Raw genomic sequence first — 13,139 nt, forward strand, 5'->3', positions numbered from 1 at the left:
TACATCCTAGGCCAAAGTCATCTTAAAAATTGCTATAACTCATAATTCCTCTCCACGCCAAAACGTAACAATTTATGAGTATAAGAATATTTTCCGACCTTTAATGTAATGTAAAATTAATAAGTATTTTAAAAAATGTTAATTAAAAAAGAGTTAGAAGTGGTTATTTGAAGAAATTAATATTATGGTTTTTATTAGCCACATTCTCCCTAAATACTGTAGGATGTTCTAATAATACGAATACACTAACGGATAAGTCTAACTGTATCAACAAAGCTTGGTACAAAAAAAATATGTCATGTAATCATTTAAAAAACATTAAATAGTTAATGATAAAGGTCATAAAAAAAAGACACCTCAAAGTGCCTTCCTCCGACTTGAATCATCTCAATTTTAACAATATTTGGATGGAATTAAAAAGAAGCATAAATTGTTAATAAAGATGCAGACTTCAAAATAAAAAGTACACTAAGTAAACTCTTATTCAAAAATTTATATTAAACACTAATATTTTAGAAGCAAGTTTATAAGTATAAAACCTACAGGGATTTCCCCTGTAGGTTTTATTATATCTCAAGTGATTTTCAAATGTATTATGAATGACTTTTTTCAGTTTGGTTTTCAAAATATTTTTCTTTAACCACTTTTATCAGATTTTCTTTTTCTGTTAGTTCAAATATAAATAATGCTTTTTTCATGTTATTTGCAATATCTTCTTCATCCTGTTGTTTAAATCTTAATAAATTACATCCTTTTAAATAGTACAGTTCACCTAATAAGTATAAAGTATTTAGATTAATAGCTAATTTGATGCCCTTATCAAGGTATTTTACCGCTTCTTCATATTGATAGGTCATACCTAAACATTTCGCTAAATTAAAAATGATTTTTAATTTAATCGCTTTATCTCTCGGAAAATCTAACTTATTAAAATTAGTTAAACATCTTCCTAATATAGTAATACTTTTATCATATTCTTTATTTTCCGCATAAAATATAGACATTGTCTGCATAATATCTATTTCTCTTTCTGATAAAAAATCAACATTGGTTAAAGTTAGTTTTAATGCATTATTTAAAAGCTTTAAAGCAGTTTTTATAGATTTGTTCACCTCAAATACAGCAATTGCTTCATGCCATAGGAGAAATTGTTTATCTTCTTTTGCCTGAAAATTTTTTTCATCTTTCTCTTTTTTCACGATTTCATAAAGTTCTTTATATTGTTTTTGCTTTAAGCAATCTTTTATTACACATTTTACATTTTCTACATATTTTAACTTTTTGTTTTGAGTTAATGCAAATATATTATTTGGGTCAATACCAAGTCTCTCTGATAATTGATATAACAATATACTAGATGGATAAATCATACCTTTTTCTATTTTGCTAATTTGACTTTGCGAACATATTCCATGACATAATTCGGATTGTGATATATTTTTTTTAATTCTAAGCTCTTTAATGGTAATACCCAAATCGTAAAATTCCATTTTCCCACCTACTATTTAGCACTGTATTAGTATAAGAGTATTCTCTAACTTTTAATGTAATGTAAAATTAATATAGTTGCAATTATTGTTTGTTTCAAAGGTCTTTCTCTATCCGTATTGACACAAAAACAGGCTAGGAAGAAGACTTTCTCCCTAACCTGGTCCCACCGAACAAACTTACAAATCCAATAAGAAGACATGAACATAGAGCGAGTAACTTCTCATCTCATCTACGTTTCCTTTTAACTGCAATTAAAAACGCAATAAATAATACATTCACCCCAACGATTAAGGAGATAAATAACCAATTCACACCTGTTTCTCCGTTAACTTTATACACATTTGATTCTTCACGCTTTAAAACGAGATAAAACTTTCCGTTTTCTTCTCTTATAATTTCATCCTCTAACAATCCTCTTAACTCTTGTTTTTCACCAATCGCACTTGCAGGTAAGGAGACTTTTTGTGTTTCTTTCGTATTATTAATTGCTACTAAAGTTACTTCATCTTTATATTTTCGTTTTAGTATACTCATCCCGCTCTTATCATACAGTAGCTCAAACGTACCGCGTCGTAAAGACGGTCTCGCTTGTCTAAGTTCACCTAGTTTTGTTATGTGCTGCATAAATTTTTCATCTGATTTGAAATCCATTAATCGTCTATTATCGGGTACACTTCCTCCATCTAATGCAATTTCAGTTCCGTAATAAAAATTCGGAATTCCAGGTGATGTTAACAAATATGTAAGCGCCAGTTTTAAACGTGATGGCGGATAATACATATTTTCTTTTGCAATACGAGCATATCTTTTTGTATCTTGGTTATCTAAAAATATAATGGATTCCCCGTCTTTTTTACTCACATCATATAAAGGTTTCACCGATACATCCGCTTTAGAAAACGATTCTACTATTTTTTCGTTATACTCACTATCTTCCTCTGTCATAATACGAAAATCTTTCTTTATTGCTTGCATGTCTTTTTGTACGCCATCCCAAAAAGCATCCGATTTTTTTTCACTATGTATCACATAACTGCCATCTAAATCAACTTCTTTGACCCACCATTTCAACGCGTCGATGACTTGCTGTTCGTTTCCCCCAAGTGGAAATTGAAGTACAACTTTCATTCCTTTTGCGTGCGCTTTTTGGATAAGTTCTTTCACATCATTTTCTGTTCCGAAATGTTCATTTACCTTTTGAAAATTTCGCACATCTAACCCATCATACGTTCCACTTTCAAAAAGCGGAGAAAGCATAACAGCGGTAAAACCCATTTCTTTTATGTAATCCAGTCTTTTTATAATCCCTCTTATATCTCCACCCTGATACCCTTCCAAATTGCCAACTTCTAACTGTTTGTCATTTTTCGGTTCTCCATTATTGAAGCGATCAATCATAATGGAATAGATAACTTCGTCTCGCCACTCTCTTTTTTCGTCTGCAAAAGTATGTATTGGTACAAACAAAACAACAGCTAAGCAAAAACAAATGAATAGTTTCCTAGTCCGTATTTTTCCCACACGCATCCCCCAAGTTTTTTAATTGTAAGAATATTATACCAATTTTCCGAATGAAACGCATATGTCGATTTCAATCCTCACAAAATAATATATGTTAGGTTTACTAACATCATGTATATAATTTTCTGAATTTTTAGTTGATTTTTAGTTTGTTTTCGAATATGATATGAAACATAACAAGATGATGTTATTTTTTCTAACATTATAGGAGGGTAAATCATGAATATGGGAGATACGGTTTTTATGTTTATGACGACAGTAATGGTCATGTTGATGACACCAGGATTGGCACTTTTTTATGGAGGTATGGTTCGCAGCAAAAATGTACTCAGTACAACGATGCATAGTTATAGCGCAATGGCTATCGTTTCGATTCAATGGATTGTTATCGGCTATTCTTTATCATTCGGACCAGATTGGCACGGGATTATCGGTACACTTGATTGGTTCGGGCTAAACGGAGTTACCTACGCACCAAATCCAGACTACTCATCTACTATTCCTCACAATTTATTCATGATGTTTCAACTCATGTTCGCCATTTTAACTCCAGCTTTAATTTCAGGTGCATTCGCTGAAAGAATGCGATTTTCTGCCTTTCTTATTTTTATCCTTCTATGGACAACAATCGTTTACAACCCTGTCGCTCATTGGGTATGGGGCGTCGGCGGCTGGCTAAGGGAACTTGGTGCACTAGACTTCGCTGGCGGAAACGTCGTTCACATCACTTCCGGAGTTGCTGGTCTTGTATTAGCTATTTTCCTTGGAAAACGAAAAAACATAAATGGTTCTTCTCCTCACCATTTGCCATTTACAATGTTAGGCGCAGGCTTATTATGGTTTGGCTGGTTCGGTTTTAACGTCGGCAGCGCATTATCCTTAAACGACGTAGCTTTAACTGCATTTATTAATACAAATATAGCCGCTGCTGCCTCCGCTCTAACTTGGATGCTTTCTGAATGGTTCTTCCAATCAAAACCGACCGCGATGGGAGCTGCTTGCGGAGTTGTTTCTGGTCTAGTCGCTATTACACCAGCTTGCGGGTTCGTTACACCTTTCTCCGCCCTTCTTATCGGAGCAATTGGTGGTATATTATGCTTTGGCGCCGTTTTCTTCTTAAAAACAAAATTCGGGTATGATGATACACTTGATGCCTTTGGATGCCACGGCATCGGAGGAACTTGGGGCGGTATTGCAACAGGACTATTTGCAACTACTACGGTAAACAGTGATGGCGCTAACGGATTATTTTACGGAAACGCCGCTTTACTGTTTAAACAACTGGTAGCAATTGGAGCAACATATGCATTCACAATAATAATGACGTATGCCATTATTAAAGTTATTAACTTCTTCCTCCCTGTTCGGGTAGATGAGCACCAGGAACACATGGGACTTGATATTTCGATGCATGGCGAGAAGGCTTATGAACATGCAGAACGAGTAAACTAAAAAAGAGATGCAATCTATTAGTAATAGATTGCATCTCTTTTTTGCGCAACGGGCAACATACCCCACCTAGTATCAATGTAAATATATCAACGGTTCGACACAACATATCGATTTATAAACAAATTCCGACATGATTTAAATGCAAAATACCCCACATAACTTTATACAAAAAAGACGACCGAAACCCGGTCGTCTTTCCCTATTTATTTCGGAGCATTTCCTACATATTGCGTAATATCAACATTTAAAGCTTGCGCTAAGCGCATTCCGTATTCTTGATCTGCACGGAAGAAGTTACAAACAGCTAATAATTTTGTGCGTTCATTTACGTCTTTTAGATCATTTGTTAAGTTTGCAATTAAGTTATCTTGCTCTTCTTTAGAAAATGAACGGTAACGCTCACCTGCTTGTTTAAAGTCATTTGGTTTCTCGATTTTTTCACGAGATACATAACCTTCTACTTTCATAGTTGAATCGCGGTAAGCCTTGTCTTCAACTGGATTTTCAGTATGACGGCTCGGTTCGTAGTTAATTGTAGATGGATTTTGATTCATTTGCATCGCGCCATCACGTTGTTGGTTGTTAACAGCTGCGTACGGGCAGTTTACTGGAATTTGTAAATAATTTGCCCCCAGACGGTAACGCTGTGTATCTGGATAAGAGAATAAACGACCTTGTAATAATTTATCTTCAGATGGTTCAATACCATTTACAGTTGCACTTGGAGAGAACGCCACTTGCTCTACTTCTGCGAAGAAGTTTTTCGGGTTACGATTTAACGTCATCGTCCCTACTTCAATTAATGGGAAGCGATCTTCTGGCCATACTTTCGTTGGATCTAGTGGATCAAAGTCTAAAGTATCCATTTCATCTAATTGCATAACTTGTACGTGTAAATCCCATTTCGGATGATTTCCTTTTTCGATTGCATCGAACAAGTCACGAGTTGCATGGTTGAAGTCTTTCCCTTGTACTTCTTGCACTTCTTTCGCATTTAAGTTACGTACATCTTGTTGTGGTTTCCAGTGGTATTTAATGTAAACAATTTTACCTTCTTCATTAATCCATTTAAATGAATGGACGCCGAAACCTTCCATTTCACGATAGCTTGCTGGTGTACCGTAATCAGAAAATACCCATGTCATCATATGTGTAGATTCTGGAGTTAACGTCATGAAATCCCAATAACGATCTGGCGTTTGAATATTTGTATCCGGTGCTGGTTTTAAAGAATGAACCATATCAGGGAATTTAATTGCATCACGAATGAAGAAAACTGGTAAATGATTACCTACGATATCGTAGTTTCCTTCTTCTGTATAAAATTTAACAGCGAACCCACGTGGGTCACGTGCTGTTTCAGGAGAACCTTGACCATGAATAACCGTTGAAAAACGAACAAATACAGGCGTTTCAGTTCCTTCATTTTGTAAAAATGCTGCTTTCGTATATTGCTTCATACTATTTCTCGTTACGAATACACCGTGAGCACCTGCACCACGTGCATGCACAACACGCTCCGGAATACGTTCACGATCAAAGTGCGCAAGTTTTTCTACTAAATGATAGTCTTCTAATAATACCGGTCCACGACGACCAGCTGTACGAGAATTTTGGTTGTCTCCAACTGGAGCACCTTGGTTTGTTGTTAAGCGATTATTTGGATTCATCTAGGGGGATCCTCCTCTTTCTTTCATAGTAATTATTATTTATTTAAAATTATTATAAACTAATTATTATTCAAAACTAAATCTTTGTCAACTATTTCCTTCACTTTTTCGGAAACAATTTCAGCCAAACAGTCGATAAATGCAGATTGTGCATTTGGCATATTCGGTCTAAAATATTTGGCATTTAATTCATCAGTTACAACTTTACACTCATAATCGTTGTCATATAAAACTTCTAAATGCTCCGCCACAAAACCAACTGGACAATATATGAAAGATTCATACCCATGCTCTTCATATAAATCTTTCGTTAAATCTTGCACATCTGGACCAATCCATGGATCTGGAGTATTCCCAGCACTTTGCCAACCAATTGTATAGTTTTGAATATTTGCAGCTTCTGCAATTAAATCTGCAGTATGCTTTAGTTGCTCTACATATGGGTCTCCTGCTGCAATAATTTTTTCTGGCAAACTATGCGCCGAAAAAATTACGACGGCTTTCTCTTTATTTATAATATTAGTAAACGTCTCTTTTATTTGATCTGCCCAATAAGAAATAAATTTTGGTTCGTCGTACCACTGCTCAATCGGTTCTATAACAGGACCTTTTATTTCTTTTGATAGGCAAATTGCGCGCTCATTATACGCTTTAATGCTAAAAGTCGAATAATGCGGCGCTAACACAATACTAATTGCCTGCTCAATTCCATCTCGCTTCATTTCCTCTACAGCATCTTCTATAAATGGCGCAGTATGTTTTAAACCTAAGTAACAAGTAAATTCATACTCTGTAAATATGTTATTCATTGAATCTGTTAATTTATGCGCCTGCTCTTTCGTAATTTTTGCAAGCGGCGAAATTCCACCAATCGCTTTATAGCGCCCAATTAAATCTTCAAGCGCTTCTTCTGACGGCTTACGCCCGTGACGGATATGTGTATAATATGCCTCTACATCGTCTAATGATTCTGGTGTTCCATACGCCATTACGAGTAAACCTATTTTTTTCTTTGTCATCTATATAACACCTCAATTTTATAAATGAGAATCCTTTTCAGAACGTTTGTTTCCAATTATAACAAGCAATAATAAGTACGTCAAAATAATAATTCTAATTAAGTATTATTTATAAGGTGATTTTGAATTTTATATGACAATTTATTTAATAAAAAGCGACTTACATAATTGTAAGCCGCTTTTCCCTTATTCCTTAATATTTACTCCATATTCTTTAAACCAAACGTGAATTTGTGCTAAATGAGCTAAAAGCTGTGGCCCAGTCATCAATTGACCAAACCATGGTGTTTGAAATGCACTGCCACCAGACTGAATTAATCCGGTCAACTGCTCTTTATCAAACAATTCGTGTAAAATTGAACCTTTATCCGTTAATAGATTTTGAAGCCATACTGTTACTGCTTTTGTATAGTGTGGATTGTGCGTTTTCGGATAAGGACTCTTCTTTCTATATAAGATGTCATGTGGAAGTACATCTTCTAACGCCTTACGTAATAGACCTTTTTCGCGGTTTTTATACATTTTCATTTCCCAAGGAATATTCCACGCATATTCGACAAGGCGATGATCTGCAAATGGAACACGTACTTCTAAACTTGCCCCCATACTCATGCGGTCTTTTCTGTCTAATAATGTTGTCATAAACCATACCATATTTAAATAAAATAATTGGCGTCTTTTTGCTTCTAGCGGACTTTCTCCCTCCAAAATAGGAACTTCTTGAATCGACTCTTCATAGCGCCTTTGTACATATTGTTGTAAATTTAATTTATTTCTCCATCCTTTCTTTAGCAGTTGTTCACGCGCTTCTGTAGAGCGCATCCACGGAAAGGCACTCGATTGTAAATCATCTTCTCTATAAAACCACGGATATCCACCAAATATTTCATCTGCACATTCCCCAGATAAACCGACGACAAAATCTTGTTTAATTTCACGACAAAACCATAATAATGACGAATCGATATCTGCCATACCAGGCAAATCACGAACTAGTACTGCTTCAGTTAAATACTCTGCTAATTTTTCATTCGAAATGACGCAGCGATGATGGGTTGTTTGAAATGTCTCAGTCATTAAATTAATAAACGGAGCATCTGAATTTGGCTGGAACGCATTCGCTTTAAAGTATTTGTCATTATCTTCGTAATCAACAGAATACGTGTGTAATTGCCCTTTTCCTGATTTCTCGTATTCTTTCGCTGCAATAGCTGTAATAGCGCTCGAATCTACACCACCTGATAAAAAAGTACATAGTGGTACATCAGAAACAAGCTGCCTTGTAATCGCATCTTGTAATAAAAAGCGTGTTTTCTCTACTGTTTCTTCAAAGGAATCTTCATGTTTTTTGCTTTCTACATTCCAATATCTCCATATACATAAACCGTTCTTTGAAAATGTCATCGCATGACCTGGACGTAATTCTTTTATACCAGCATAAATACCATGACCAGGTGTCCTCGATGGTCCAAGACCGAATATTTCGGATAATCCTTCTAACGTTACTTCCGCCTTCACATCTGGATGAGCCAGTATCGCTTTTAACTCTGAACCAAATAGTAATCGCCCACTATCATATTTATAAAATAGCGGTTTTACACCTAGTCGATCTCGCGCAATAAATACTTGTTCTTTCTGTTCATCCCATACAGCAAACGCATATATACCGTTTAAATGATCGACACATTCTTCTTTCCATTCAATATAAGAAGCTAATAATACTTCTGTATCAGAATGACCTTTGAACGTATATCCTCTTCTTAATAATTCCTTTCGAATGTCTTCTGTGTTATAAAGTTCACCGTTATAGCAAATGGCGTAATTCGTTTCATCTTTTAAACAAGTCATCGGTTGTTTCCCGCCCTCAGGGTCAACAACGATTAATCGTTTATGCCCAAATGCGACATTGCCTTTAATCCAAACTTTATTATCATCCGGACCACGTTTCGCTAACGTCTCAGCCATTTTCGTAACGACATCTCTTTCTCCTTCTAATGAGCGTTTATAATCCACCCATCCTGTAATCCCGCACATATAAATCATCCTTCCATCTTATTTCTTTTCTTGAACGTGCAGTAATCCCCACCCTAAGAGTGCGGATCAAAAAATGAAAAACTTGACGATAACCTACTATCCACATATGGAATAGCATTCTCACTCAGTAAAACGTGTTTTATTGTATGCCCACCTATGTCTAGATGTGTCTAGTTATAAAGAATGCACGAACTGTCTATAACAGGAATAACTACTTTTCATAAAGGAGAAATCGTGTATGATACAACGTAACCATATTTTATATAACCAGCCCCGCGCTCATACAGTCGGTAATGTAGAATATATAAACAATGAATGGGTATTCTTTGATGATGAAAATGATGAAGCATTTTTATTAGAAGATATTGCCGAAGATGGTTTTGAGATTTTATATAACAGCAACTGGCTACCAGCTCGTTTCTATGAACAAGATATATTACAAATTGCCAACGAACAGCACCTCCTGCAAAACGGGGAAATGATACGTATCCGAAAAAAATTACTTCTTAGCTATAATGAATGGCTCGAAGAATTACCTGACTCCGTCTTCACATTATTAACCGAATCATTGCAATCACTTCACTACTCTTTATATGATTGCATGTATTGTCATAATTATTTATCCTTCTTGCCGAAAGAGGAGTCACGGGAAGGAGTAAATATTCTTTTGTTTGATAACGAAGAGATGATCTGTACACTACAGCACCATTTCGTCCGTCACACTACATCCAATAAAAATATGTTTCGTTTTACGAAAGTAAACGGAGAAGAGTTGCATATCGATGCAACTTAAAATAAAAAACCACCTTATCTCCCAAACACTTGAGATTATAAGGTGGTTTTATTTTTATTTAAATACGTACCAGCCAAGCGGTAATTTTAGTCCTAAGTATAATACCGCTACTAACGCAACAATAAATAAGCCCCAAACCGCCCCTGTTGGTTTGTTTTTGCTCATTTTTACAAGAACCATTTCCATTCCACCGATAACTAAAATACCAGCTAACATTTTTAAGCCGTACCACATGTGCATGCTACCTGTTGCTGTCTTTACAATACTCATGTACAACATGAAGCCTGTCACAATAATGAAGATATACACTAGGCGAAGCCCCATATGTACACCTTTACCTTTTCTCCCTGCTGAATAAAGTGAATACGCAACGAAGAATAAAATTAAACCTAACGCCCATGATGTAATATGCATATGTACCATCGTATCCCTTACCTCCTCTTTTCACACTTTTTCACTCTATATGATAACATGTTCATTTATTTTCAGGAAATGTTTCGCTTTTTTACATTTAAATGCTATAATATTTAGAGTATTTACAAACTTCTTGTAATAACAAAAGGGGGAACAATCATGATTCAAACTAAGGATATTATCGAACTTACAGACACATACGGAGCAAATAACTATCACCCACTTCCAATCGTTATTTCTAAAGCAGAAGGTGTTTGGGTAGAAGATCCTGAAGGAAACCGCTATATGGACTTATTAAGTGCATATTCTGCAGTAAACCAAGGTCATCGTCACCCGAAAATTATTAACGCTTTAATTGACCAAGCTAATCGTGTTACGTTAACTTCTCGTGCTTTCCATAGCGATCAATTAGGTCCTTGGTACGAAAAAGTTGCGAAACTAACTAATAAAGAAATGGTACTTCCAATGAACACAGGTGCTGAAGCTGTTGAAACTGCAATTAAAACAGTTCGTCGCTGGGCTTATGATGTGAAGAAAGTAGAAGCAAACCGTGCTGAAATCATCGTTTGTGAAGATAACTTCCACGGACGTACAATGGGTTCTGTTTCTATGTCTTCAAACGAAGAGTACAAGCGTGGATTCGGTCCAATGCTTCCTGGCATCGTTGTAATTCCTTACGGTGATTTAGAAGCATTAAAAGCCGCAATTACACCAAACACAGCAGCATTCATTTTAGAGCCAATTCAAGGTGAAGCAGGAATTAACATCCCACCAGCTGGTTACTTAAAAGAAGCTCTTGAAGTATGTAAAAAAGAAAACGTTTTATTCGTAGCAGATGAAATTCAAACAGGCTTAGGCCGTACTGGTAAAGTATTCGCTTGTGACTGGGACGATGTAACTCCTGACATGTACATACTTGGTAAAGCACTTGGTGGCGGTGTGTTCCCGATTTCTTGCGTTGCAGCAAACCGCGACATTTTAGGTGTATTTGAGCCAGGTTCTCACGGTTCTACATTCGGTGGTAACCCACTTGCATGTGCTGTGTCTATCGCAGCCCTTGAAGTGTTAGAAGAAGAAAAATTAACAGAGCGTTCTCTTCAATTAGGAGAAAAATTAGTTGGGCAATTAAAAGAAATTGATAACCCAATGATCACTGAAGTTCGCGGTAAAGGTTTATTCATCGGTATCGAATTAAACGAGCCAGCTCGTCCTTACTGTGAACAACTAAAAGCAGCTGGGCTACTATGTAAAGAAACACACGAAAACGTAATTCGTATCGCACCACCTCTAGTAATCTCTGAAGAAGATTTAGAGTGGGCATTCCAAAAAATTAAAGCTGTATTATCGTAATAATAGAGAGGTTGTCCAACATGTTGGGACAACCTCTTTCTTTTTATATTCATTTATATTAAGATGAAATTGTAATTTTCTGTATTTTTGAATTATAAAGGAGGTGCGATATGCTATTAAGATATGGTAAACAGATTAACTATTTAGCTACATCTTTTATTTTAGTTACATTCTTTAGCTTCCTACTTTCCACAACATGGCTTCATTACTCAACTCCTACTACATTCACACTACTGAAAGCATCATTTTGGACTGCTGTTATTCTTACTATCATTGGTTTTGGACGAGAAAAAAGCGCACTTGCGGTTATATTATTTGGCATTTGTACACTTGCATTCATTGGTCTTTACACTTTTGCCGTTATCGATTACCTCTATAATCCGAGACCATAGAAAAGAGCTATCTTTATACAAGATAGCTCTTTTCTTTATTTCACTACATTTCGCAAAGTACCAATTCCTTCTACTGTAATGACCACTTCATCACCAGCATGTAAAAACTTCGGTGGTGTAAAACCTTTTCCGACACCAGCCGGGGTTCCTGTTGCGATAATATCGCCTGGTTCTAAAGTCATTCCTTTGCTTATCGTTGAAATAATTTCTTCTATCGAAAAAATCATTTTATTTGTGTTGGAAGTTTGCCTTACTTCTCCATTTACTACCGTTTCAATGTGTAATTCATTCGGCGCATTAACCACCGATTTATGAATTAAATACGGTCCCATCGGGCAAAATGTATCGAAGCTTTTCCCAAGGAAAAACTGTTTATGCTTTCTTTGAATGTCTCGAGCTGTTACATCATTTATAATCGTATAACCAAAAACATGCTCAAGCGCTTTTTCTTTTTTAATTTGCTTCCCTCGCTTACCAATAATGATAGCTAGTTCTCCTTCATAATCTAGTTCGTCCGTTGCGTGAGGATGACCATTAATTTGCTCATTTATGCCAATAACTGTTGTTGGTGCTTTCGTAAAGATCATTATATTTTCTGGAATAGACTCTACTCCGCCCATTTCTACCGCATGCTCACGATAGTTTTTTCCAACGCACAAAATATTCTTTCTTGGCCTTGGAATCGGCGCTAATATTTTCACCTCTGTTAACGGATAATACGCCGCTTCCCCGTTCTCTTTTGCCCAATTTACAATTTCACATACTTTCTCAAAGCATTCAGTCCCTCTTTCAATACACTCTAACATTGTAATAGGGATTGTAACCTTTTCCCCTTTTTGTCTTTGCGCTTCTCTTAAGTGTAATACCTTTTCTTCTTCTTCATCCACAATACCTACAAATACCTTTTCTTCTTTCTTCGCCGTTACAAAACGCAATATTTCCACTCTCCATCCTAAAACTCATGCCCTTTAATTGTATTCGCATCCGCAAGAAAAAAACCTTC

General features: G+C 35.9%; 11 protein-coding genes. 4 read left to right on the forward strand and 7 right to left on the reverse strand.

All coding sequences use genetic code 11. The annotated features are described in order from the left end of the window. Nucleotides 1-593 precede the first annotated feature (593 nt). Both MR170_RS05490 and MR170_RS05495 read right to left on the reverse strand, forming a co-directional pair. Complete coding sequence (locus MR170_RS05490; RefSeq protein WP_242307565.1) at nt 594-1,490, reverse strand: helix-turn-helix domain-containing protein; 897 nt, start codon at nt 1,488-1,490, stop codon at nt 594-596. Nucleotides 1,491-1,716: 226 nt separating this feature from the next. Then, nucleotides 1,717-3,012 (reverse strand): alpha-amylase family glycosyl hydrolase, encoded by a 1,296-nt coding sequence (locus MR170_RS05495; protein WP_242307571.1) that lies wholly within the window; start codon nt 3,010-3,012, stop codon nt 1,717-1,719. Nucleotides 3,013-3,231: 219 nt separating this feature from the next. Here MR170_RS05495 and MR170_RS05500 point away from each other — a divergent pair, with 219 nt between their 5' ends. Continuing rightward, complete coding sequence (locus MR170_RS05500) at nt 3,232-4,464, forward strand: ammonium transporter (RefSeq protein ID WP_242307576.1); 1,233 nt, start codon at nt 3,232-3,234, stop codon at nt 4,462-4,464. 203 nt (nt 4,465-4,667) lie between these two features. Here MR170_RS05500 and katB read toward each other — a convergent pair whose 3' ends face one another. The 3 genes from katB to asnB all read right to left on the reverse strand — a co-directional run bounded on the left by katB (nt 4,668) and on the right by asnB (nt 9,187). Then, nucleotides 4,668-6,134 (reverse strand): catalase KatB, encoded by a 1,467-nt coding sequence (gene katB / locus MR170_RS05505; RefSeq protein WP_242307583.1) that lies wholly within the window; start codon nt 6,132-6,134, stop codon nt 4,668-4,670. A 59-nt stretch (nt 6,135-6,193) separates the two neighbouring features. Next, nucleotides 6,194-7,153 (reverse strand): ferrochelatase, encoded by a 960-nt coding sequence (hemH, locus tag MR170_RS05510; RefSeq protein ID WP_043936622.1) that lies wholly within the window; start codon nt 7,151-7,153, stop codon nt 6,194-6,196. Between the two features lie 186 nt (nt 7,154-7,339). Beyond that, a complete protein-coding gene (asnB, locus tag MR170_RS05515; RefSeq protein ID WP_242307590.1) occupies nt 7,340-9,187 on the reverse strand; it encodes an asparagine synthase (glutamine-hydrolyzing) in 1,848 nt (615 codons plus the stop codon). Nucleotides 9,188-9,425: 238 nt separating this feature from the next. Between asnB and MR170_RS05520 the strand changes: the two genes are divergently transcribed. After that, nucleotides 9,426-9,980 carry a DUF2777 domain-containing protein gene (locus tag MR170_RS05520; RefSeq protein ID WP_242307591.1) on the forward strand — a complete coding sequence of 185 codons (555 nt, stop codon included), beginning with the start codon at nt 9,426-9,428 and terminating at the stop codon, nt 9,978-9,980. Between the two features lie 54 nt (nt 9,981-10,034). On the opposite strand, the gene MR170_RS05525 is transcribed toward MR170_RS05520, so the two are convergent. Then, entirely contained in the window at nt 10,035-10,403 is a 369-nt protein-coding gene (locus tag MR170_RS05525; RefSeq protein WP_242307592.1) for a YisL family protein, read from the reverse strand. A 150-nt stretch (nt 10,404-10,553) separates the two neighbouring features. Here MR170_RS05525 and rocD point away from each other — a divergent pair, with 150 nt between their 5' ends. After that, a complete protein-coding gene (gene rocD, locus MR170_RS05530; RefSeq protein WP_000616660.1) occupies nt 10,554-11,744 on the forward strand; it encodes an ornithine aminotransferase in 1,191 nt (396 codons plus the stop codon). Nucleotides 11,745-11,854: 110 nt separating this feature from the next. Further along, on the forward strand, nt 11,855-12,136 hold the full coding sequence (locus MR170_RS05535) for a hypothetical protein (protein WP_029442122.1): 282 nt from the start codon (nt 11,855-11,857) through the stop codon (nt 12,134-12,136). 35 nt (nt 12,137-12,171) lie between these two features. Here MR170_RS05535 and MR170_RS05540 read toward each other — a convergent pair whose 3' ends face one another. Then, nucleotides 12,172-13,071 carry a fumarylacetoacetate hydrolase family protein gene (locus MR170_RS05540; RefSeq protein ID WP_029442121.1) on the reverse strand — a complete coding sequence of 300 codons (900 nt, stop codon included), beginning with the start codon at nt 13,069-13,071 and terminating at the stop codon, nt 12,172-12,174. Between the last annotated feature and the right edge of the window lie 68 nt (nt 13,072-13,139).

Source organism: Bacillus cereus group sp. BfR-BA-01524 (assembly GCF_022662595.1).
GTDB lineage: Bacteria > Bacillota > Bacilli > Bacillales > Bacillaceae_G > Bacillus_A > Bacillus_A thuringiensis_S.

What these genes read in the sequence shown, in the direction of transcription:
- MR170_RS05490 (WP_242307565.1), bottom strand. Translation starts at nt 1,490, where the DNA reads ATGGAATTTTACGATTTGGGTATTACCATTAAAGAGCTTAGAATTAAA.
- MR170_RS05500 (WP_242307576.1), top strand. Translation starts at nt 3,232, where the DNA reads ATGAATATGGGAGATACGGTTTTTATGTTTATGACGACAGTAATGGTC.
- katB (WP_242307583.1), bottom strand. Translation starts at nt 6,134, where the DNA reads ATGAATCCAAATAATCGCTTAACAACAAACCAAGGTGCTCCAGTTGGA.
- hemH (WP_043936622.1), bottom strand. Translation starts at nt 7,153, where the DNA reads ATGACAAAGAAAAAAATAGGTTTACTCGTAATGGCGTATGGAACACCA.
- asnB (WP_242307590.1), bottom strand. Translation starts at nt 9,187, where the DNA reads ATGTGCGGGATTACAGGATGGGTGGATTATAAACGCTCATTAGAAGGA.
- MR170_RS05520 (WP_242307591.1), top strand. Translation starts at nt 9,426, where the DNA reads ATGATACAACGTAACCATATTTTATATAACCAGCCCCGCGCTCATACA.
- MR170_RS05525 (WP_242307592.1), bottom strand. Translation starts at nt 10,403, where the DNA reads ATGGTACATATGCATATTACATCATGGGCGTTAGGTTTAATTTTATTC.
- rocD (WP_000616660.1), top strand. Translation starts at nt 10,554, where the DNA reads ATGATTCAAACTAAGGATATTATCGAACTTACAGACACATACGGAGCA.
- MR170_RS05535 (WP_029442122.1), top strand. Translation starts at nt 11,855, where the DNA reads ATGCTATTAAGATATGGTAAACAGATTAACTATTTAGCTACATCTTTT.